The following is a 23,673-nucleotide window of genomic DNA, read 5'->3' on the forward strand; positions in this document are numbered from 1 at the left end:
ACGACATGAAACTTATTTTACGTGCCGATGTAGACGCTCTTGGTAGTCTTGGTGACATTGTTACCGTTAAAGCTGGTTATGGCCGCAACTACCTGATTCCTCAGGGACTGGCTATGCCCGCTTCCGAAGCTAACCTCAAGCAGTTCGAGCTTGAAAAAAGAAAGCTTCAGGAAATGGCTGACAATCTCCGCACTCAGGCAGAAGGTCTTCGTGACAAACTGGCTGAAGTTGAAGTTAACATTGAAGTTCGTGTCGGTGAAGGCGACAAACTGTACGGTTCCGTAACCGCAGTTAACATCGCTGACGCTCTCGCAGAAATGGATTTCGAAATCGACCGCAGAAAAATCCTGCTGTCCGATCCTATCCGTTCCCTCGGTGAGTACGACATCGAAATTAAACTCCACCCCGAAGTTCGTGGTGAAGTTAAACTGGTTGTAGCCAAAGTTGGCGGACCGGTTGAAGAAGAGCCCGCTGAAGAGGTTGAAGCTCCCGCTGAAACCGAAGTAGCTGAAGATGCAGAAGAAGCAACAGAAGCGTAAATCAGGCTCAGACTACAATTCGGGCGGAGCGTCTAACGACGCTTCGTCCGATCTTTTGCGTAAAGTCCCGCCGCACAACCTTGAAGCCGAACAGGCTGTTCTTGGCGGGGTTTTTCTTAGTAACACTATATTCAACGACCTCGTTGACATCGTCAAATCCGACGATTTCTACTCCCCTGCTCATCAGGAAATTTTTCGGGCCTTTGAGACCCTCTATACGCGCAACGCCCCCATCGACCTGATCACCGTCAGTGAATACCTCACTGCCGCAGACAAAATCGATTCCGTGGGCGGTCCTGTGTATCTTGCCGAGCTTGCAAACTCAGTTATCAGTTCTGCAAACGCTCTGCACCATGCTGAAATCGTAGCTGAAAAAAGCATCCAGCGCAGTCTGATCGATGCCGCCGCCAACATCATCAACGAAAGCTTCGATACTCAGAACGTCAAGGAATTGCTCGACCATTCCGAGCAGTCCATCTTCGACATTACTGACTCCAAGAAGAATACTACTATCAAGGGCAGTAAAGCGATCATTACTGAAGTTTTTCAGGACCTTGAACAAAGGGCTGACCAGACTTCGCTGATTACCGGTATCCCGACCACCTACCACAAATTTGATGAGATGACCGCGGGTCTGCAGAATTCTGACCTGATCATCATTGCAGGACGTCCAAGTATGGGTAAAACAGCGTTCGCCCTGAACGTTGCCATGCGCGCGGCCCTGCATTCCGGGGTTACCACTGCTGTATTCTCCCTTGAGATGGCTATGGGTCAGCTCATGACTCGTATGCTTGCTTGTCATGGTAAAGTAGATCTTTCCCGCCTCAGAACCGGTTCTCTTGACGACGAAGACTGGGCCAAGCTTTATGATGCTGCTCAGGACTTGACACAAGCGCCTATTTTTATTGATGATACACCTGCTATTTCCACCATGGAACTGCGCGCACGCTGTAGACGCCTAAAATCACAGCACAATCTCGGGCTGGTCATGATTGACTACCTGCAGTTGATGCGCTCCAGTGCGCGGACTGATTCCCGCGAACAGGAAATTTCTGACATTTCAAGAACCCTCAAAGCTCTGGCTAAAGAGTTAAACATACCTGTAATCGCCCTGTCACAGCTTAACCGTAAGGTTGAAGAACGTACCGACAAACGCCCCATGATGTCTGACTTGCGTGAATCCGGTGCTATTGAGCAGGATGCTGATATTATTCTCTTTCTCTATCGTGAAGACTTCTACAATAAGAAAGAAGATAAACCGCTGACAAACACTGCTGAAGTCATCATCGGTAAACAGCGTAACGGTCCGACAGGTATTTGCGAACTGGCCTTCCTGGGCCCGTATACCGCCTTTGAGAATCTTGCTGCCGAACCATATCCGTCTGAATACGACGATGAATAATCCGGTATTATTTATGACGTGATGCACTTAAAAACACCTACACGGAGAAAATTATGTATTTTCATGAAGCCGAGACCCTTGAAAGGGGTAAACTGGAAGAACTCCAAGTTCAAAGACTGAAGAAAACCATCGAGCTGGCTGCAAATTCTCCGTATTATAGTGAAGTTTTTAAGAAGAACAGCATCGATCCATCTATCGTCAAAACTGCTGATGATATAACAAAACTGCCTTTTACCACCAAAGATGACCTGCGTTCCCAGTATCCTTACGGACTGCTGACCCAATCGCTGGATAATTTTGTGCGTCTGCACGCTTCTTCCGGTACTACCGGAACACCTACCGCAGTTCTCTACACCCAAAAGGACCTCGATACATGGGCCGACCTTATGGCCCGTTCCATGTATGCAGTGGGTGTGCGCAAAAGTGATGTGCTCCAGAATATGTCCGGTTACGGTCTGTTCACCGGGGGCCTTGGTATCCATTACGGTTCTGAACGCCTCGGCTGCCTGACCGTTCCCGCAGGAGCAGGTAACACCAAACGTCAGATCAAGCTAATCCGTGACTTCAACGTCACTGCACTGCACATCATCCCATCTTTCGCTCTTTATTTCGCGCAAAAAGTACGTGACGAAGGTTACGATCCGGCAGAAATGCCTTGGAAAATTGCCCTTATCGGTGCGGAACCACATACCGAGCACACCCGTCGTAAGATTGAAGAACTCATGTGTATCAAAGCCTACAACTCCTACGGACTGTCCGAAATGAACGGTCCGGGTGTAGCCTTTGAATGTACCGAACAGGACGGCATGCACGTCTGGGAAGATTCCTATATCGCTGAGATCATCAATCCTGAGACAGGTGAACACGTTGCTGAAGGAGAAGTTGGTGAACTGGTCATGACTACCCTGACCCGTGAAGGCATGCCCATCATCCGCTACCGAACCCGTGACCTGACCCGCTTCATCCCCGGCCAGTGTAAGTGTGGCCGTACTTCACGCCGCATTGACCGCATTATGGGCCGTGCAGATGACATGCTCATCCTTAAGGGTGTAAATATCTATCCCATGCAGATCGAAAAGATTATCATGGGTATCCCCGAAGTGGGCCAGAACTACCTCATTGAACTGTTCAAGGAAGGTCTCATGGACCAGATCAGAGTCAAGGTAGAGATTAAAGAAGAATACTTCATTGAAGATATGCGCGCGCTGCAGGGCATCCAGAAGAAGATTGCCGGCATGCTGCGTGACGAAATCCTGATCACACCCAGAGTCGAGCTGGTACAGCACAACTCCATCCCTAAAGCGGAAGGAAAAGCCGTACGCGTTGTCGACCTCAGGGATGAGGAATAAAATATGATCACCGCATTGGCAGTTCTGGTTATTCTACTCATGCTGTGCTCGCTGGCACTGCATGTATTCGGGCTTCCGGCAAACTGGCTGGTACTGGCTCTTGTTGCCGGATGGAAATTTTACCAGCCCGAAACAATGACCTGGAACTTCATTATAATTCTCGGAGTCATCGCCCTTGTCGGCGAAATCCTTGAATTTGTAGCCCAGTATTTTGGCGGAAAAAAATACGGAGCAACCGGACGCGGCAACATCGGCGCGTTCATCGGCGCAATCGGCGGAGCAATCCTTGGAGCGCCCTTCTTTTTTGGGCTAGGTGCCCTGCCCGGAGCGCTGCTTGGCTCATTCGGCGGCTGTCTTGTACTTGAACTTACCCATGGCAGAAGCTTTGATGAAGCCAAACATTCCGCATGGGGCGCGTTCTGGGGTAAGGCATTCGGCATGGCTATCAAGATCAGCCTCGGCGTCTGGATGTTTGCCATGAGTATTCCCAAGATCTGGCCTGCTTAGAATTCTGATGCGCTTTGCGCTTGAATAAATTGATTTCGCCTCCGGCGGCCAAAGGGGATAATCCCTTTGGAATCCTTATTAGATTTTTTAGAGAGGACAAACGATGAGTCTTGCTAATAAGTTCCCTGAATATCGCGGTAAAATGGAATATCACTGTCTGGGATGTAATGCCCGCTATGACGTGAATGAATTGCACTACACCTGCCCTGAATGTGGTTCTGTATTCATCCTCGAAGACCTGAACTTCGAGGAACTGAAAAAGACCAGCGGCAAAGAGTGGCGCGAAATCTTTGATGCTCGCTGCGCAACTAAAAACGACAGCCTGCGTGGTATCTTCCGCTTCTACGAACTTTTTGCTCCGGTTATGGAAGAAGATGAGATTCTTTATCTCGGTGAAGGTAACACCCCTATTGTTGCTTCCAGCCCTGCTCTTAACGAAGTTACCGGAATCACGACTGCATACAAAAACGACGGCCAGAACCCCAGCGCATCTTTTAAAGACCGTGGCATGGCCTGCGCTTTCAGCTACATCAACGCCTTGATGAACAAAAACGATTGGGATGAAATCCTGACAGTTTGCGCATCTACCGGTGACACATCTGCAGCGGCAGCCCTCTACGCTTCCTACATGAAAGAAGGCGTAAAATCCGTAGTTATCCTGCCGCAGGGTAAAGTCACCCCGCAGCAGTTGGCCCAGCCTCTGGGTAGCGGCGCAAAGGTGCTGGAAGTTCCCGGCGTATTTGATGACTGCATGAAAGTTGTTGAAAACCTCGCGGACAACTACCGTGTTGCCCTGCTCAACTCCAAGAACTCCTGGCGTATTCTGGGACAGGAATCATACGCATTCGAAGTTGCCCAGTGGTACGATTGGGACCTCAAAGGCAAATGTATCTTTGTACCCATCGGAAACGCAGGTAACATCACCGCCATCATGGCCGGTTTCCTCAAGCTCTACGAGCTTGAAATCATTACCGAACTGCCCCGCGTATTTGGTGTACAGTCTGCTCATGCCGACCCGGTTTACCGCTACTACTCTGTTGAAGATACAAACGAACGCGAATACAAGCCTGTAAAAGTACAACCCTCTGTTGCTCAGGCTGCAATGATCGGAAACCCGGTTTCCTTCCCGCGCGTGAAACATTTTGCAGAAAAATTTGAAGCTATCGGCGGCAAAAAAGCATTTCAGGTTGTTCAGGTCAGCGAACAGATGATCATGGACTCCATGCTCCTTGCCAACTCCCACGGACACATTGCCTGTACTCAGGGCGGAGAATGCTTTGCCGGACTGATTCGGGCCAAAGAACTGGGGCTGATTAGCGAGAACGAAAGCGCAGTACTCGACTCTACTGCCCACCAGCTGAAATTTATTGGCTTTCAGGACATGTATTACCAGAACGACTTTCCTGCCGAATATAAAGTTACCCCGGACTCCACCCGCGCCAACAAGCCTGAGCTTGTAATCGAAGGCAGCGAGAAAGAAAAAATGTCTGAGGCTGACTACATTTCCAAGGCAGCAGAAAACGTTGTTTCCATGCTCGGTCTGGAGAAAAAATAAGTGGCAAAAAAGGAACGCGCAGATCAGATGCTTTTTGCTCAGGGACTCTCAGAAAGCCGCGAGCAGGCCAAGCGTATGATCATGGCCGGACAGGCTCACTACCTCAAGGACGGGCAGAAACTCCCGGTAACCAAACCGGGAATGCAGCTCGATCCTGACCTTGAAATCGTAGTTAAAGGCCGTGACCGCTTTGTTAGCCGCGGCGGTTATAAACTGCTAACCGCTATTGAAGAACTCGGCCTTAATCCTGAAGGTAAAGTCGCCCTAGATGCCGGAGCCTCCACCGGAGGATTTACCGACTGTATGCTCCAGTTCGGTGCTGTCCGTGTGTATGCTGCTGATGTAGGCTACGGACAGTTGCATTGGAAGCTGCAACAGGACGAGCGGGTCACCAACCTCGAACGCATCAACTTGCGTCATGCCGAGGAAGACCTGATACCGGAAAAAGTTGATCTGGTAGTTTGCGATGTATCCTTTATTTCTTTGACCAAGATACTTCCAGCACTAGTCCGATTCCTTAAAGAAAGTGGCGAAATTGTCTGTTTGATCAAACCGCAATTCGAAGTCGGCCCCGGCCAGACAGATAAAGGCATTGTCCGCGACAAAGAACTCAGGCAGCAAGCTGTAGATATGATTGTTAATTTTGCATCTACTGAGCTTGAACTCCATCTTAAGGGCTTAGTCCCTTCGAGTATTAAGGGACCGAAAGGGAATCAGGAATACTTAGCTTATTTTGTTCGTTGATCAATTAAATCTATAGAATAGCACAAAGGCAGTCACTGAAATGTGGCTGCTTTTTTTATGTTAATCAACATATTCCACATCTTCACAATCACAATTCAAGATACAAAAGACTCAAAACAATATTAAAAGCGTTTAAAACAACACTCATTCACTATTCTTTACAACGCTATTCAATTCAGCATCACTATTACTTGTGCGCAAAAGTCAGAGATTAGCATTGTAATTTTTAGTTCATACAAGAGCAGAAACTCAACAATACTCTTCACAACAAATAAACATACACACATGTATGCAAATTTATATCAATTTAACCCTGTATTATTTTCACAGTAATTTACAATCGCGTCAATTTTACTTTACTTAATTTAACATTCAAGATAGTCAGTATATGCATTTTCTTGAGGGGATGACTTTATCATAGCTAAGTCATTAAGCATTTTCAGCATTTTTTGAAGGAGTGTATATGAGGACCAGATTTACAGCATGTCTCAGCATGTTGATTATTTTAATGGGACTGGCAATAGTCCCCGGATTCAGCACTAAAGCTGAAGCAGCAGGCTTTGCCATCTACGAGTGGGGAGCTCGCGGCAACGCCCTTGGCGGTGCCATGGTAGCAAAAGCAGACGATCCGTCTGCTGTTGCATGGAACCCTGCCGGTATCACCCAGTTGAACGGAACTCACGTTCATGCAGGTGTGGCGATGATCTCTCCCATGATGGATCTGACCACCACCTACAATGGTGTTTCCACTAAATCCAGCATGACAAAGAACTCTTACTTCCCTCCCAACGCTTTCATTACCCATCAGATTAATGATAACGTATGGCTGGGAGTCGCTACTTTTACCCGCTTCGGCCTCGGTACTGAATTCGACGAGAATTGGGCTGGTAGATACGCTTCCTACAATACCGCAATTGAAAGTTACTCACTCAACACCAACCTTGCCTATAAATTCAACGAATTTTTCTCCATGGCGGTTGGTCTTGAATTCATGAAGGTCCGCGCCGACCTCAGAAAGAAACTTGATGCAACTCCCGGCAGCCCTAAAGACCCGACTACTTACGCCGCCGATATTGACCAGCGTATTATTGTAAACGGATTCACCCCCGGCATTAACGCAGGTATTCACATTACCCCTAACGATCAGTGGAAAGTTGGTCTGTCCTGGCGCAGCAAGATGAACCACAGAGCTTCCGGCTCCGCAAGCTACGAAGTTCCTACCGGGCTTGCAGTACCTGCTAACAGATTCAATGATACTGACATTTCCATGGACATGAACACCCCGCACATGATCTTCGGTGGTGTTGAATATAAGCCCATGAAAAACCTGAGCATCGAATTTGATGCGATTTTCTCCATGTGGAGCGATTACAGCGCCATTGATTACCACTTCGATAAAGACACCGCTATCGGTCTTAACGATGTCTCTGCCACCAAAAAATGGAATGACGTCTGGAGATTCGAAGTAGGTGTTGAATACCTGCCCATCGAAGACCTCGCTCTCAGAGTCGGTTACTTCTACGACCAGAGCCCCATCCCCGATAGCTACATCGACTACATGCTGCCTACCAGTGACCGCCAGAACGTTTCCCTGGGTCTCGGCTGGAAGTATGACAACTTCAAAATCGATGCAGCCTACAACTATCTTTGGATGAAGGACCGCACCATCGAAGCAAGGCCTGCTGAAGGCATTCTTGATACTGAAATCAGCAATTCCCGCACCCACATTGTCAGCCTTGACGTTGGATTCGAATTCTAATTTCAGAGATTACAAAGAATACAAAAAGGCCCGTTCCATTTGGAACGGGCCTTTTCTTTTTATACGGGCTAAAAAACTTTATCTGCCAATACCCAGATCAATATCCATATTATCCGGGGCCTTCATTTCAACACCGTAAGTTACAGTGTATTTACCGGCAGCAGGAACCTCTATCTTCCATTCAAAGTTATCATCCTTAATCTCAGCCTTTGGCTCGGTGACTATTTCCAACTTAATACGCTTATCTCCTGACACCGGAGAAGGCTCTTGTACCAATACCTTAACCGGAGTCTTGCGACTATTCTCAAGCTCAAGGCTATATTTCCAGCTATAGGTCTGCTTGGAGCTGAACATGCCCTGCTCACCGGATTTCTTCTCTACAGTCTTGCGCTCAGCCTTAAGCATTGGGTCAGAACCGAAAAACAACTTCTTTTCCTTACCGGAGAAAGAAAAACGTTTCTTACCAATCATGGTCCCTTCCATAAACATCAGGGCTATTCCGACGGGGTAATCCTTGGCTTCAGCCAGTAATGTTTTTGAAGAAACAAAAATATCAGAGGTCAGGGAAGGACGCGCAATAAATGAGAAGTCAGATTTCCATATCTCACTTTCAACTGCATACTTGCGGGTACCACCTGCCGGAATAGTTTTTTTGCCCATCTCCCACAAAGAATATGTTGCCTTGCTGACTCGCTTGGGAGCACGTTTGAGCCCCCTGCCCATGGCTGCGACCTTAGACATAGGGGCAGCCTCCATGGCCATATTCATCTGGTCCATGGCGTAACGTTCCATTTCCGGCTCAGATTCAGGTTTAGGCTCTATCACCCAGCGTCCAAGTTCAGGCGGTGAAATTCGGGAATGCTTCTTAACCGTTGCAAGTGCAACATCGCAATTCTTGAAGTCCATACCGCTGCCCTGACGAATTTCCGCTTCAAAGGTAAACGCGACCTTCCCGGCACCCGGAAATGCATCAAGCTTATACTTAGGAGTCCAACCGCAATTACGCAGCATATAGCCTATCTTAAAATCAGCACTTTTAGCTCCCTTGGCTACCACTGACACTTTAACATTCCAGACCAGCTTGCCGCCTCCGGACATTTCCTTCAACTGACGCTGCAAGTCATTGATAAGTTCCTGCAACTCATCAATCTTGACCGTTAGTTTTGCAGATTCGGTATAAAGCTTAGAAAGATTACTAACCACCTGTCCGGCAATATTTCCCAGATCGGATGGTTTGATCTGCTGCTCTTTCCCTCGTTCTTTCCAAAAGGCAATCCCGCCGTCCACTGCCTGCTTTTGGGAAATCACGGCATTCTTTTTAAATTTCAGCTGGTCGATTTTTTTACCCAGCTCAATTGCAGCAGGAGAACGAGAGAGGTCGCTCCGCACCCATGACACATCATTAATTGCCACCCCTTTGGTCAGGGATGCTATAGTGAATGTTTCCGGCACAGCCTGCCCGGAAAGGGTAAACATTACATAGTCACCGTTTACATCACGCTTCAAGTCAGCTTTAACTTTGCTGCTGAAATCAGCACCTGAGGGATAAAATACAACCCTCTCAGCAGAAGCAAAGGCCGAACCGCAAAGCAGAACAAACAAAACCAGAGCCATGCATATACATCTTTTACGCAAATCATTATCCTCGGTTAATAATCAAATTGAAACAGACCTTGATTACTCATCATAGCAGATATTAATAAGGTTCAACAACACTCAATAAGCACCTGCTCAAATAGATTGTTCACGTTTACCTCCTCAGTTCAGCATCCCCTCGACAAATGCTTGGTTTTGATAAATAGTCGGTACGTTTGATATTCAATTTATTCACTACAACCGGAGCAAAATAATGAGCAACAAACTCTCCCTGCTCGTCTGCGGCGGTGCAGGATATATCGGCTCCCACATGACCAGAATGATCGCCGAAGCCGGACATGATGTCACAGTCTTCGACAACCTCTCCACTGGGCATGCGGAAGCACTCAAATGGGGCAAATTCATAAAGGGCGACCTGCGCAACCCTGAAGACCTTGAAAAGCTTTTTGCTGAAAATTCTTTTGATGCTGTCTTCCACTTTTCCGGACTGATTGTGGTCAGTGAATCAGTGGAAAAACCTTTTGAATATTACGACAACAATGTAACTGGTACGCTCAATCTGTTGCAGGCTATGCGTAAGCACAATGTGAATAAGTTTGTATTCTCATCCACTGCTGCAGTTTACGGTGAACCGGTAATGGATATGATCACTGAAGAACATCCGCTAAAGCCTCTTAATCCCTACGGCAGGACAAAGCTTCAGGTTGAAGAGATTTTACAGGATTACGCAGTAGCCTACGGACTGGATTCAGTCTGTTTCAGATATTTTAATGCTGCCGGCGCACACCCGGACAGCACTATCGGCGAAGCACACTCCCCTGAAACCCACCTGATCCCCAACATCCTGCTCAGCTGCATTGACGAAGGGCGCAGACTGAAAATTTTTGGTAGCGACTACCCTACACCGGACGGAACTTGTGTACGCGACTACATCCACATTCTGGACCTCTGTGACGCACATCTCAAGGCTATCGGATTTATGTCCAACAACAAAGGCGCTAATTCCTTCAACCTTGGAAACGGCAAAGGATTCAGCATACTCGATGTAATCAAGTCTTCGAGTGAAGTAATCGGAAGAAATATTCAATTCGACTATGAACCTGCAAGGGCGGGAGACTCCCCACGACTGGTAGCAGACAGCTCAAAAGCTACTGAAATGCTCAAATGGACTCCGCAATACGCCGACCTGCGTGAGATCATTGAGACAGCCTACCGCTGGCATAAAAACCCGGCATTCTAAAATTCTGACTACACAAAAAAAGAAAAAGCTGGAGTTTGCGTTAACGCAGACTCCAGCTTTCTTTTTCAACATGAATAAAGGAACTTAACGGGTAACCAACAATATATCCTGATGATTATTTGCCTTACGCCCGCACCAGCCACCAAATAGAATTTCTTTAATCTTAAACCCTCGCTGCTCAAACATATTCAAAGCAAATTTTTCATCATAACCAACAGCGTCCATGGGATCTTTGGGATCTGCAGTATAAAAGATACCATACTTGAAAAAATCATGTGTGCTTTTACCTTGATTCATCAATGCATTGGATTCCTCATTAACCAGAAAGAAAGTCGCAAAGATACGCCCTTTATCAGTAAGAACTCTGTCCATCTCCTTGATGTAGTTCATGATGTCTTCCGGCATCATATGCGTAAACACGGAGTTGAGCATGATCAGATCAAAGCAGTCATCCTCATATGGAAAGACAAAATCAGCAGCTTTGGTCTGGGCGTAGGGGTTGTATGTTGAATTAAAAATATCAACAAGTTGAAACCTGAAATTAGGGAATTCCGGAGTAATATTCTCCGTGCACCATTTGATGCCTACAGGGAAAGTATCAAAACCTTCATAGCCCCCTTCTTCGGAAAGGTACTCAAGCAATGGGAAAGCGAGCCGCCCGATTCCGCAACCGATATCCAAAACATTTTCATCAGGTTGCAGGTTCAGCTTCTCCCGGCAAAAATCAATCATCTTATTCCCGACGGCACGAAAATCCCCACCGCCAAAACAAATGTGCAAATCAGCAGGCGGCTCAGCAATATTAGTAATATCCCTCATACAACACCATTTACATCTGGTTCAGGCAATCTTCGCAGACTTCACCTTCAGGTGTCTCCGCCGAAGCCATCTTGGCAGATTTTTCCATAATCATATCAACCATCTGCTCAAATCTATCCGCAGGAAGGTATCCACGAACAGAAACTCCGTTAACAAGGAATGTGGGGGTAGCATCAATTCTGAACTCACCGGCTTCTTTTTCATCAGCCAGCAAAAATTCCTGCAACTGAGGTGAATTAAGACTCTTCTGGAGCTGATCGGGGTTAACGCCTATTTCTTCCAGAATTTTACCTAAAACTACACCCTCTTTATCTTCATAAAGTTCCTTCTGGCGGTCAAAGGCAAGATCATGGAATTTATAGGCCTTACTCTTATTAAACTGTGCAATTGCCTCGAAGACAAGAGCAAGTTCACGGGAATTCTTATGCATAGGCAGATGTTTGAATACAAGCTTGTACTTCTCGGGCTGTTCATTCACGAGCCTGCTCACAACCTTGGCTCCCTTGCTGCAATACGGACAAAGAAAATCGGTGTATTCAACAATAGTTACCGGAGCGTCAGGGTTACCAAGCATAGGTCTTTCGGCCCAAATACGTGGCTGATACGGATTTTTAATCTCCGCTACCAGCATAGCTTCACGCTTAAGCTTTTCACGCTGGTCAATGCCCTGTTCCACGATTGCCAGCATATCCATGCTGTTCTCACGCATTGCATCAATTACAATCTGAGGGTTCTCACGTATAACTTCAGCAATCTGATCCTTAAGTATCTGCTTATTCACACAACCGGAAACCATCACAACAAAACAAAGCGCGAGTGCTATTCTCTTCAGCATAAAAATCCTCTTCAGCAGCAGTTCATTAAAAAACCTCCATGCGGCCTGACCGTGGAGGTTTTTGTAAAATTATAAGTTCAAACAGGTCTGGACCTACTCAGCTCCAAGCCCGGTGACATCCTTAAATGACTCATCCCTTTTTTCGACCTTTTCGCAATAATCAGAATGAATCAGGTCCGGATCCATGGTGGGGACAGCGGGGCCACCAAAGGGAGAAGTAATAATATCATAAACACCGGAGACAACACGTCCTCCAGCATATGCAAAACCTACAAACAAGCCTCCGACATATCCTGCGGCCTGTTCAGCAGGTTCGTCATTCTCAGCAGCAAGGTCGACAGCCTGATTGGGAATCTCTAACGGAGCACTCAGAATATTGGTCATGCCACGACCCAGTTTACGGGGCGCGCGCTCAGAATAACTTTCCTCATTTCCAACATAGTTTGCAGAATTGAGAGAGCAACCGCCGAGCAGCACTGAGGACAACGACACTGCTATGAGTAATATTTGTACAAATCTTTTGGATTTAATCATCTTATCTCCTGTTCTTAAATATATGCCCATGCTCCAGTTTCCTGTCAAGACTAGCCGCGTGTTTACTGGATTATTAAAGGGTTCTGAACAGAAGTATAACAAAAAAAAGCCGTTCCCGAAGGAACGGCTTTTCATGATTTGTTCTAAAGTGGGATTACCACTGTTTCTTGCGCTGCTCTTCAAGAGCTGCTTCCTGCTCTTCAAAAGTGGCAAAGCCAGCATGATGCATGGCATCTTCAACAGTCTGATTCCAATCCCATGCAGAGTAGATGACCGGCTTGTGAAAGGTACCGCGGAAGGTGTCCATTTCCTGCCTGATGAAGGACTCTCTGGGGGAATCCATGTTGTCACGGAGCTGTTCGTTAAGTCTTCTAATCTCACCTTCGTACCAATCCTCGAGATCTTCGGGGGTCTTGTACTTTTTGATGATGTGACTATAGCCGTTCTCTTCCATGAGCTTGGCAAGGCGTTCAAAGTGACGGGCCCTGATCCACTGTCCCAGCTCACTGACCTTGATGTTCTCGGCTTCAACAGCTGCCATATCAAGCTTGGTCTGGAGATAGGTATCGGGGACAACGGAAGCGGAAACGATCCCGGCAATGCAGACTACACCGCGCAGGATGACACTGTTGGAAACACCCTGACCGCAGAAACCGATCTTCTTACTAAACTTCTGTCCGGTGAAGATAGCAGAGAGAATTGCCCAGACAACGGCTGGATCTTCTTCATCATAGATATGCTGCAGGCTGGGGTTGTCACGGTCAGTACCGAGCACCAGCTGGGTCATATCGTTGGAACCGATGGAAAATCCGTCAACTTCCTTGATGAATTCCTTACTGAGAACAGCGTTACTGGGAATCTCAGCCATAAGGATCAGTTTCAAACCGTCCTTACCGGAATCAAGATTATGAACCTGTGAGAGATAACGCTTCATGCTGCGAGCTTCTTCGATGGTACGTACAAAGGGCAGCATGATGTGCAGATTCTTACCGCCAAATACACCACGTGCAAGCTTGAAGGCTTCCAGTTCCCAGTCATGGATATTTCTGGAAACACCGCGGTAACCAAGCATGGGGTTGTCTTCGTAATGTTCAAAGAGCAAACCGCCAAGCAGGTTGTGGTATTCGTTAGTCTTGAAGTCGGTGGTTCTGTAAACAATATCCTTGCCGTAGAAGGCCATGGCGAACAGAGCCAAGCCCTGAGACAGGGTCTGGATATAATTTTCCTTACCGGTTCTTAGACCGCGGGATTTAATAATATCAGTAATGCGCTGACGCAGGGTGGTGACTTCATCCATTTCGGACTTGAGTCCCATCTTGAGAGCCACTTCTTCACGCAGTGCTTTAATCTGTTCAATGTATTCGATAACCACAGGATTATCTTTAGCCTTAACGAGCATCTCCGGCAGTTCATCAAGAGATTCAGTTCGCTTGTAGATGAACTTGAAATCAGTATGCTCTGCGTCATGGATACCGAGAACGCCACGCAGATGTTCTTCAATATCAACGGAAGTCTTTAAGGTGTAGAGAGTTTCAGTGGCATGCTCGAGATAGTGGTCAAGCTTTTTGTCGAGCTCACGCAGCTTGCGGTGCATGGCCAGAACTTCTTCAGTACCGCGTGCGGTATTAGCGTTGGCCATGGAATCCATTTCTTCGGTCAGGCCGGTCAAAGCACCTACGTACTCCCTGAGATTAATATTCAGAGAAATAAGACCGGAATCAAGCTGGGTCTTCATAACTGTGGTAAGTTTTCCATCCAGCTCATCAAGCTTATCCTGAACCAGCTTATCAAGGGTTCCGTTATCATAAGCTTCAAGGGCCAGCGGATGCACACCCACGTTACCAAGCATAAACTCAGCACGCAGCAGACCGACTTCAAAATCAGGCACTTCTCTCAGACGGGAAAGGAACAGGGACTGTCCCACGTCAGCGAGAATCAGACCAACCTTGGTCTTGGTAGCCGGAAGTTCAGCCACATTGATGGTTCCGCCCACCTCAATGAGAGGCAGTGCGCCGCGGTAGACCTTACCACGGGAGCCGTCAACAGTGATTTCCTGCCCTTCAAGGGAACGCAGGACTTCAAGTCTCTGGATACCGATGATGGCCGGAATTCCCAGTTCACGAGAGGTAATAGCTGCATGACTGGTATCGCCGCCCACGTCAGCGAGGATACCGGAAGCAATACGCATACCCGGAACCATATCCGGGTCGGTACGTTCAGCCGCGAGGATGTCACCTTTGTGGATTTTGTTCAGCTCAAGAGCAGAACGGAGATACTTTACAGTACCCTGCCCTGCTCCGCGTGATGCGCCGTTACCTTCAAGCACGACTTCAGCTTCTTCAAGCTCCTTGGGGTCAACCTCGAGCCTGCGCATGAAGATGGAATCGGGATGCTGTTCGAATTCCTCGTTCCAGCGGGTTTCAGGACGGGCCTGAACAAACCAGAGACGGTCTGCCGCATCAAGGCAGAACTCGGTATCCATAATCATACCGCCGTATGCATCACTGATGGAACGGACGCCTTTGGCGACTTCTTCAGCCTGAGCAAGGGACAGAGCCCAGCGGTAGACTGCGCCAGGCTGAACCTTTTCAACCTTGGTGCCGCCCTTTTCACTGTAAACGATCTTCTTATCCTTGCTACCCATGTTACGGACAACAACTTCAGAGCCGTCATCACGCTGGAATACGTAAAATTTATCCGGGGTGACCATGCCGCCTACAACAGCCTCACCGAGACCATAACTGGCATCAATGGAAACAAGATCCTTACGATCTGTTCCCCGGCAACCGGTAGCGGTATCAGCACTGAATGCAGTACCGGAAATAACCGGGTTGATCATACGCATGATGCAGACGGAAAGGGAGGTATTCTCAATAGCCCACTCTTTCTTGGCATCTTCGGCAATGGATGCATCGCCGGTATTCTCAGCCAAGGTAACGGCATCAAGAATGGCCTCACGACGATAGGTCATACTGCGCAGGTTATAAGCGGATGCGCAGTCCCAATGATATGCTTCGGCGCACTGGTCTTCGCCGACAATATTAAGGTAGGTGTCCTGAAGTCCGGCAAAAGCCTTTTTACGGCTGTCTTCACCGGCTGCGGAGGAACGTACGGCCACAGGCTCATTCTCAAGCCCTGCATCCTTGCAGATTGAAAGATAAGCTTCCCTGACTGCGGCTTCAACATCCTTGGGCAGTACCACTGAAAGAATCGCACTCTGCACGAGTACGGATCTTTTGCGTAACTGGTCAATTCCTTCAGGAGAGGTTGCGAAACCTTCAACAACGTTATTAATAAAAGTACGCAGCTGAATCTGAGTTTCAGTATGCTTGCCCGCTTCTTCTTTAATTACAAGAGCTATAGAACGGACAAACTTCTGTAAAAATTCACTGTCACTGTTAACTTCTTCACTGCTCCAGTCCACTGCGTTGTATTCACTGTCAACTACAGCCCTGACAACACTCGCATTGACTTTGGTTTCATCCAGCAGTTTATGGAATGCAATAGATGAAACAGCCCTGAACTGGGGAGATCTGATGCCTTCAACCTGACTGATCAATGCGGTATTATAGTTCTTTCCGCCGACCAGAAGTTCTGCATCTTCACCGATTTTAACGATATCGGCACCGGTTAGAATCAGCTTCTTTTCAAGCTGTTTTTTAGCCTGGGACTTCTTGGGAGCTGCTGTTCCCGCACTTTTAGCGGAAACTGCTTCTTCCGTCTTACCAGCCATCACTTCCTCCTTACACATCTTTGAAGATATGCTCTTGGATTTTTTTCTTTAAAATCCGGGTAAATAAGATAATCAGTAATCGAAAAGAAATTAACAGAATATAAACAGATATAGCACCCTGCTTTGGCAAAAGACAAGGGCGCTGACAATAAATGATACTGATTCGGGCGCAGGCGGAAGAACTCCGCTGCATTCCGGGCATTGCCGTGATCGGGTGAAAAGCTTCCCTTCAGTTCACCCGGCAACAGAACACAAATTCCTCAGCAGAGCCCGTATGTCAAGCAAAAACAGTATCTATCTGCATTATAAAGGCATTACCGAGCCGGAATATATCTCGTGCTGCTCACCATTGTAATCAACCACGAGCCCACCATCAGAACGCAAACCGCAGATAACTCCGCGATCCACACCTTCAGGACCATCCACAATCTTGACTTCTTCACCGAACCAGACCAGACGGTCTTGAAGTTCATAAAGAAAATCATCAGTATTCTGCATGGAAATAATCTGCTCGAAATTACCTCTGAAATGCTTGATCAATTCAACCCATGTTTCCAGAGGTCCAAGCTGCATTGTATCGGTATTAAGCTTGCCGGCAGGAACAGCATGATCGGCACGGAGTAGCTCACGGGCCGGAGCATACGATAAATTCAAGCCGATACCGACCATGGTTGCATTTCCGCGCTCCTCAATGAGAATACCTCCAGCCTTCTTGCCATCGATCAGAATATCGTTAGGCCACTTAAGCTGGGCATCAACACCAAGATCACGCAAAGCATTACAAGTCAGATACCCGACAATAAGGGGGAGAATACGGTTCCAGACAGGACGAACTTCACCGGGCTTCGCTTCCGGCAGTGCAGGCCACTTGATGGTGCCGTACACATTTCCGGGAGGAGAAATCCATTCACGCCGAACCTGTCCACGTCCGGTGTTTTGTTCAACAGCCAGTACGCTTCCCCATTCCGAAAGGTCCTCAAGGGCATTCAAGCGCCAAGCAACATCGAGACTGGAGACACAGGAACCGCAAACCGCAACAGGCACCCCCGTCCGTGAACCGGATATCCATGTTGAGTAAGTCCTGTACTCAGCATCCTCGCTGTTCCAAGGGCCGAAGTTCTCAATGTCACGCGCCCATAATGGGTGGGCCTGAAAAAGATTTTCCGGGTTGGTCTTGGGGAGAGGACTGGGGTCCTTACCGCTGATAATAGTAATTCGAGTAATCATGCTGCACTATCCCATGTTCTAAGGCTGGTTGACAAGGTTAACCCTGTTTTTATTAATACTTTAGCTTAATTATATTATTAACCAAAGCCAGCGCGATGTGCAACATTATTCTTTTTTAGAAGACTTGATCTCCCTGATCATATCAATAAGTTCTTCTTCCACATCATCAGCTTCGCTCTGGTCAATAGCATCAGAAGACCTGGAATCGCGGGTAATGGCTGCAGCAATCTTGGTAGAAATGGCAGCCAGTATGCGCTTTTTGGCTTCATCTCCGGCAATTGCCAGCAGGATACCAAGCTTGTAGTAACCAAGTTGGCGAAAAACCAATTTTAAGGTTCCGATATCCACAAAGACGATATCTTCAACGCCCTCTAGCTCATCAATAGATTTACGCTTGCGTTTCACTTCCTTAAAGTATTGCGCGCCCTTCTTTTCAACCCATTTGGATGTTGCTTCCTTGTGCAACATGCAAATATCTTCCGGAAAATCTCCAACCCCGATCTTTTTGTAGATCATCTCCGGGTTGGAATCGACAATGGATGAAAAATCATAAATATCTACAAAGTCAGAAAGAAAAACCTTGCCGCTGAACTTATTGATATCTTCAGAAAGATTCTTGGCTATATCCAGAAAATCATCAGGATTGTTGATACTCAGGTAAGTCTGCGAAGCGATCCTATTGACTGAAATCATGTTAAAGCCGATTGCGGACTTAAGATGACGATCAATCTCATGCTGCGATCCATTTGTAATTTCAGAATATTCTCGAGACAAATCATCAAGGGTTATCCCGATGGGCGCTTCCTCACTTTTGGGAGCGGTCTCAAAAATACGGTGCTTCATATGCAGCAAGCGGCAAAAGGTAAGCCAGGAATTGTCGCTACGGCTTTCAGATACAGCTCGGTCAGCTCGGGCAAGGCGGGAAGCTAAGACTCTGGTCAAATGAAACACAGTGGGATGACTTCTCTTAAGCAACAAAAGAATCAGTCTAGCGGTCAGTTCCAACAGCACGCACTCTGAAGCAGCTTCAGCTCCTGCAACCCTTTCACATTTCGAAATGATGGCCATTTCGCCGAAAAGTTCACCCGGCCCCAAGGTAGCAAGGATTTGTCGTTTTCCTTTAATATTCTTAACAATATTAACGGAACCGGACTGGATCATGTATGCAACATGCCCCTTGTCCCCTTCCCGGAAAATCACATCACCCTTGAGGAAAGTTTTAGATTGCGGTCTGGCTGCTGCCATACTACTTTACTCCTTTCAGTTTCCGGACATTATCAAGGAGCTCATCACAACATTCAAGGACTTCCGGATCACTGGGATCACGATCGGTAGGAGGTTCTCGCAACAAAATCTGAGAAACCTTTTTGCCAACATTCCGCTTAAGCTTATCCCTACCCTGCTGATCCATTGCTGAATATAGGACCGAAATATTATAAAAATTAAATCCTTCAAGAGCCTTTTTAAGGGTCGGGTTATCAATAAAAATAATGTCTTCCACGGACTCAAGATCTTCAAGGGCTTTTCGTGGCCTGCGAAACTTCTTAAAGAAATTAGGATCCTTGCCCTTACCCCACTCAATTGCTTTTTCCCGGTTAAAAAAGAGTAGATTTTCAGGCATTTCTTCCTTGATGACTTTCTTGTAAATCAACTCCGGAGTACTACCGGTTCTTTGAGCTAAATCAGTAAAACTCATAAAAGTCATGCGCTGATCCACGTTAGCACCAAGTTCTCTCATCTGCTTATAAAGATTGCGCAAACTAGGCATGAACTGTTCAAAATTTTTAATGTTGATATACCGCTCAACAAATGCGCTCTTATCGCCCTTTTTGACACTTTTCATATCAATCAGCCGAAGCTTGAAAACGGTTTCCAGAAAAGATTCAATTTCAAGATTTGAAAAGGCGGCCAGACTTTTAACTGTATCAGTATAGGACTTCACCGAAAGTCCCATTTGATAATTTTCAATTTCACGCTGCTTATTACGTGGAATATAAGCAAACTCCCGGTAGGCAAGATCTAAAATAGTTGCCAGAGCAATGAAAGAATCGTTCTGGTCTGAGCTGGAAGCTTTCATGTCGGTAGCAGCAACCCTCTTAGCCAACAGCTCCAACATCTTACGCACGGTCTCGGGAGAAGCCCGAAGCAGCTTATTCATCATCTCTTCAGTCAGCACCACCAGTTCGCAAAAACTGGCGGCCTCTGCACTGGCCGTACGCTTCTGGTTAGCCAGCAAAGACATTTCACCAAAGATATCACCCCGGCGCAGGGTTCCCATGACCGTCTTTTTCTTATCGATAATTCTAAAAATATCGACAGTTCCGGACTTGATCATATAAGCAATCTTGCTTTCCTGTCCTTCGTTAAAAATAACCTTACCCTTGTGGTAGGTCCGAATACTTGGTGCTGTCCTGACAATCATCTTTAACCGTGCTTAATAAAAAATTAATTTCCCTAAATATTACACACTACGGCGCATTTTAACAAGCCCGACAACCTTCTTCACGACAAGTGGAAAGCCCCCCAGCAAGACAAAGGAAATCAATACTCCTGGCTGGACAATCCCAGACAGGGAATCAATCTGACCGAGTTCCTTTCCGGCATTCACATAAACCATAGTCCCGGGTAACATACCCAGCTGCGAAACCCAATAAAAGGTCCTTAACCTGATAGGTGTAAGCCCCATGACCAGATTGATAACCACAAAAGGAATAGCTGGAATGAGCCGCATGGTAAAAAGGTAAAACGCACCTTCTTCTTCAATCCCCTGATTCACTTTTTCCAGCCGATCCCCAAACTTGCGCTGCACGTAATCCCTGAACAGGTAACGCGAAAAGAAACAAGCCAATGTTGCTCCAATAGTACTGGCAAACGAAATAGTCAGCACGCCCACGGTAAAACCGAACAAAGCTCCACCGGCAAGTCCAAGCACCGTTGCCCCGGGAAGATTAACCCCCACAACCAGCACATAAACCAGAAAAAAAGAAAAAACAGTTAGAAATGGATTCTGATCATAAAAAAACTGAAATTCCTGTCGTGAATTTTTTAAATATTCAAGAGTCAGGAACCGATCTAAATCAAAGGCAAAAAAAAGCGCCACCACTGCAGCAAGAAACGTAATTATGAGTATTTTATTTTTCATTGATCATACGATACCATCAAACTTAAATTAATCAAGAATGCTGATCATTATAGATTTGTTATCGAGCATCGAAATAAAAAAAACTACAAATGACTGAAAATTACAATGAGTTAAAAATATTAATTGCCGGAGGGTCTGTACGTGACCTACTTCTCGGCAAAACTCCAAAAGATCTGGACTACCTTATTGCATCCGGTACAGCCGAAAAGTTTCGTGCTGTATTTCCAAAAGCTCGTCCGGTGGGCAAATCTTATGAAATTTTTTATCTGAAGGGTCTGGAATTTTCATTCCCAAGAGCTAGAGGCAACACAATAGAAGAAACCATCGACCTTGACCTCAAGGCACGCGACTTCACGGTAAACAGCTTCGCACTGGCCGAAGACGGAGAGCTATACGCCCACCCCAAGGGACTGGAAGACCTCCATAATCGAATTTTACGTCCTTCTTTTCCGGACAGCTTTAAAGAAGACCCTTTACGTATCTTCAGGGCAGCAACCTTCCTGGCCCGATTCCCAGAATTCAAGCCCCACCCGGAACTGATTGAAGAGATGAAACGCTGTTCATCAAGTGGTTGGCTTGCAGATATAGCCCCGGATAGGATCGGCGTAGAGCTACGTAAAGGCTTAAACGGCCCGAAGCCCGGAAACTTCCTGCGTCTGCTAATTCAGGGGGATTGCCTTGAACCATGGTTCACTGAATTTTCCGGAGCTGATGGGATTCCAGCCGGACCTCCTGAATATCACGACAAATCAGTTGTCGGACATACCGCTGAAATAATGGATAAAGTTGCGGGAGATCAACTAACCTGCTGGATGGCCATGTGCCATGATCTGGGCAAAATATTCACCCCGCCGGAGATGCTGCCTTCACATTACGGGCACGATAAAGCAGGGACAGCCCCGGCAAAAAATCTGGGCAGCAGACTTATGCTTCCGGTAAAATTCATTCGCGCCGGGGAAACCGCTGCAGAATTACACATGAAATCTGGTAATTATAATGAATTAAGGCCCGGAACCAAGGTAGACCTGCTGATGAAACTGCATGTTTCCGGACTACTGGAAAACATGATCAATCTTTGCCATGCAGACAGAGGGGAGGGAGTGCTTGAACATGCCCCCGCAGATCTGGCAGCAATACTTAAAGTTTCACTGCCAGCCCACGAAAGGAATCTTGGAAAAAAATCAGGAGAAAAACTGCGCAACATGCGGGCCATGAAAATTAAGACCTTCAGCGGCAGCAGAAAGAGAATTTAACTACTCAAACAAATATTTATATTCTCCGGCAACCTTGTCGGTCTTATTCATCAATCCAGCAGCGCTGTTCTCCACATTGCGGGAATTCACAAGCCCTAATTCCTGCTTGAGGTAAAACGGGACTACGTCTTCGCTTTCAGCAAAAGTCCAAACCACGGAATAAACCGAACCAATCTCGGGACGTTCATTAAATTCACTACGGGATTCAACAATCAGCCGCACGGATTTAGTGTCCTTCCCTGCCAAGGTGAAAAGAACCGACTTTCTAAAGTTCTCCTTTAACTTTAAAGCCAGAGTGCCACCCAACACATCATCTCCGTTGTGAATGACAGCCACGGGAATCCCTTGTTTTTCAGCAACCTGCTCGACCTTTTCAGCTGCAACAGGCTTGGCCTTGGAATCAGGCACAGCCTTTTTATCTTCAGCAAAGGCAGTTGTTCCCAAGCAGAGCACGAGCAGCAAAATCAGCACGGAACCGAACACTTTCTTCATGACAACTCCTTATTCACATTCTTTTTCAAATCTTCAATCAAAGCCCTGACCCGAACCTTATCGATGGTCCAGACTTGTGAACAGTACCCGGAAATATACGTTGCCACATCTTTACGGGCAGGCAGGTCCGGGAAGGCGGGAAAGTCAATATCCTTAATCGTTATCAGCCGGAAAGCCATTTCATCATCAATGACTTTACATTTAGGGCCGACGCATCCGGCAATACTTTCCTTCTTCACAGATTCGGGGTCAAGGGACTTGGTAAACTTAAGCACATCCGAAGCCGTGACATTCTTATTGACCTTTTCAATCTGGATATTGATTTCTTCAGCCATCTTGAAAAAATCCTCGCGATTCACGGTACGCATTTTACGTCCGTTCCCGTCATCCTTGATTGAACCGTGCATGTACTCATCAATACTTGCGGAAAGCATATCGTAAGCAATACCGAACCACTTGATATATTCCCCCCTGACAGTGAAAGCAAAAGGAGTTTTATCAATAATTGGAGCGCACTCCACCCCGGCGGGATAATAAAAACGGTTTCTGCTCATCCCGGACGAGACCCAAAAATCATTAAATCCCTCGGGACCAAGACAAATTTTTTCCATCAGCGCACAGGCCCGGAAAACCTGATAAAGTTTAACATGAAGCTTTTCCGAAACCTCATGAAACAACTCAATGGCATCGTCCACGTCCACACGGGCACCAAAGAACGAATCCGCCATATCACTGAGGACCTCATCCTTCAAAGCATCGGTTAAATCTTTAAAATCAGCCATAATATTTCCTTTAAGACTGCAGTTCAAAAACTTTATACGGATATTTTTTATTTCCGCCCTATCCTTTTGTTTTTAACGTTTCCCGGACTAAACAAGCATTCAAACCGCAAATGAAATCATTAATTAACCTTGAGAGTGCCATATAATTGAATTATACGCCATGGG

Annotated in this window: 20 protein-coding genes; 9 read left to right on the forward strand and 11 right to left on the reverse strand. The window is 46.7% G+C overall.

Translation table 11 applies throughout. The features are described 5' to 3' along the window. The first annotated feature begins 5 nt into the window (after positions 1-5). The 7 genes from rplI to ACO05Z_RS09810 all read left to right on the forward strand — a co-directional run bounded on the left by rplI (position 6) and on the right by ACO05Z_RS09810 (position 7,855). Positions 6-539, forward strand: a complete 534-nt coding sequence (rplI, locus tag ACO05Z_RS09780) for a 50S ribosomal protein L9 (RefSeq protein ID WP_421901991.1) — start codon at positions 6-8, stop codon at positions 537-539. After that, complete coding sequence (gene dnaB / locus ACO05Z_RS09785) at positions 514-1,941, forward strand: replicative DNA helicase (RefSeq protein ID WP_421901992.1); 1,428 nt, start codon at positions 514-516, stop codon at positions 1,939-1,941. Before rplI ends, dnaB begins: the two co-directional genes overlap by 26 nt. Before the next feature lie 53 nt (positions 1,942-1,994). Beyond that, the gene (locus tag ACO05Z_RS09790) at positions 1,995-3,290 is read left to right on the forward strand and encodes a phenylacetate--CoA ligase family protein (protein ID WP_421901993.1); all 1,296 of its coding nucleotides are present in this window, start codon (positions 1,995-1,997) and stop codon (positions 3,288-3,290) included. A gap of 3 nt (positions 3,291-3,293) precedes the next feature. Continuing rightward, a complete protein-coding gene (locus ACO05Z_RS09795) occupies positions 3,294-3,797 on the forward strand; it encodes a DUF456 domain-containing protein (RefSeq protein ID WP_421901994.1) in 504 nt (167 codons plus the stop codon). Positions 3,798-3,900: 103 nt separating this feature from the next. Beyond that, complete coding sequence (gene thrC / locus ACO05Z_RS09800; protein ID WP_421901995.1) at positions 3,901-5,352, forward strand: threonine synthase; 1,452 nt, start codon at positions 3,901-3,903, stop codon at positions 5,350-5,352. Further along, positions 5,353-6,096, forward strand: a complete 744-nt coding sequence (locus tag ACO05Z_RS09805) for a TlyA family RNA methyltransferase (protein WP_421901996.1) — start codon at positions 5,353-5,355, stop codon at positions 6,094-6,096. A gap of 463 nt (positions 6,097-6,559) precedes the next feature. Continuing rightward, a complete protein-coding gene (locus ACO05Z_RS09810; RefSeq protein ID WP_421901997.1) occupies positions 6,560-7,855 on the forward strand; it encodes an OmpP1/FadL family transporter in 1,296 nt (431 codons plus the stop codon). Positions 7,856-7,933: 78 nt separating this feature from the next. Here ACO05Z_RS09810 and ACO05Z_RS09815 read toward each other — a convergent pair whose 3' ends face one another. Further along, positions 7,934-9,490: a DUF4139 domain-containing protein gene (locus tag ACO05Z_RS09815; protein WP_421901998.1), complete on the reverse strand. Its 1,557-nt coding sequence runs from the start codon at positions 9,488-9,490 to the stop codon at positions 7,934-7,936. Positions 9,491-9,704: 214 nt separating this feature from the next. Here ACO05Z_RS09815 and galE point away from each other — a divergent pair, with 214 nt between their 5' ends. Next, entirely contained in the window at positions 9,705-10,691 is a 987-nt protein-coding gene (galE, locus tag ACO05Z_RS09820) for a UDP-glucose 4-epimerase GalE (RefSeq protein ID WP_421901999.1), read from the forward strand. Between the two features lie 84 nt (positions 10,692-10,775). Here galE and ACO05Z_RS09825 read toward each other — a convergent pair whose 3' ends face one another. The 8 genes from ACO05Z_RS09825 to ACO05Z_RS09860 form a co-directional block, all read right to left on the reverse strand. Next, the gene (locus ACO05Z_RS09825; RefSeq protein WP_421902001.1) at positions 10,776-11,423 is read right to left on the reverse strand and encodes a methyltransferase domain-containing protein; all 648 of its coding nucleotides are present in this window, start codon (positions 11,421-11,423) and stop codon (positions 10,776-10,778) included. 97 nt (positions 11,424-11,520) lie between these two features. Next, entirely contained in the window at positions 11,521-12,345 is an 825-nt protein-coding gene (locus ACO05Z_RS09830) for a DsbA family protein (protein ID WP_421902002.1), read from the reverse strand. Between the two features lie 93 nt (positions 12,346-12,438). Continuing rightward, on the reverse strand, positions 12,439-12,879 hold the full coding sequence (locus tag ACO05Z_RS09835) for an exosortase system-associated protein, TIGR04073 family (RefSeq protein WP_421902003.1): 441 nt from the start codon (positions 12,877-12,879) through the stop codon (positions 12,439-12,441). A 154-nt stretch (positions 12,880-13,033) separates the two neighbouring features. After that, positions 13,034-16,612: a PEP/pyruvate-binding domain-containing protein gene (locus ACO05Z_RS09840; protein ID WP_421902004.1), complete on the reverse strand. Its 3,579-nt coding sequence runs from the start codon at positions 16,610-16,612 to the stop codon at positions 13,034-13,036. Positions 16,613-16,915: 303 nt separating this feature from the next. Further along, positions 16,916-17,839: a biotin--[acetyl-CoA-carboxylase] ligase gene (locus ACO05Z_RS09845; RefSeq protein WP_421902005.1), complete on the reverse strand. Its 924-nt coding sequence runs from the start codon at positions 17,837-17,839 to the stop codon at positions 16,916-16,918. A gap of 105 nt (positions 17,840-17,944) precedes the next feature. Continuing rightward, positions 17,945-19,084, reverse strand: a complete 1,140-nt coding sequence (locus ACO05Z_RS09850; RefSeq protein ID WP_421902006.1) for a cyclic nucleotide-binding domain-containing protein — start codon at positions 19,082-19,084, stop codon at positions 17,945-17,947. A 1-nt stretch (position 19,085) separates the two neighbouring features. Further along, a complete protein-coding gene (locus ACO05Z_RS09855; RefSeq protein WP_421902007.1) occupies positions 19,086-20,261 on the reverse strand; it encodes a Crp/Fnr family transcriptional regulator in 1,176 nt (391 codons plus the stop codon). 39 nt (positions 20,262-20,300) lie between these two features. Further along, positions 20,301-20,981, reverse strand: coding sequence for a TVP38/TMEM64 family protein (locus ACO05Z_RS09860; protein WP_421902008.1), 681 nt, complete (start codon positions 20,979-20,981; stop codon positions 20,301-20,303). Positions 20,982-21,070: 89 nt separating this feature from the next. Here ACO05Z_RS09860 and ACO05Z_RS09865 point away from each other — a divergent pair, with 89 nt between their 5' ends. Next, entirely contained in the window at positions 21,071-22,234 is a 1,164-nt protein-coding gene (locus ACO05Z_RS09865; protein ID WP_421902009.1) for a polynucleotide adenylyltransferase, read from the forward strand. Here the strand turns inward: ACO05Z_RS09865 and ACO05Z_RS09870 are convergent, their stop codons facing one another. Both ACO05Z_RS09870 and ACO05Z_RS09875 read right to left on the reverse strand, forming a co-directional pair. Further along, positions 22,235-22,726 (reverse strand): hypothetical protein, encoded by a 492-nt coding sequence (locus tag ACO05Z_RS09870; RefSeq protein WP_421902010.1) that lies wholly within the window; start codon positions 22,724-22,726, stop codon positions 22,235-22,237. Beyond that, a complete protein-coding gene (locus ACO05Z_RS09875) occupies positions 22,723-23,508 on the reverse strand; it encodes a hypothetical protein (RefSeq protein WP_421902011.1) in 786 nt (261 codons plus the stop codon). The genes ACO05Z_RS09870 and ACO05Z_RS09875 overlap by 4 nt, the downstream gene beginning before the upstream one ends. Positions 23,509-23,673: the final 165 nt, after the last annotated feature.

Source organism: Maridesulfovibrio sp. (assembly GCF_965230075.1).
Taxonomy (GTDB): Bacteria; Desulfobacterota; Desulfovibrionia; order Desulfovibrionales; family Desulfovibrionaceae; genus Maridesulfovibrio.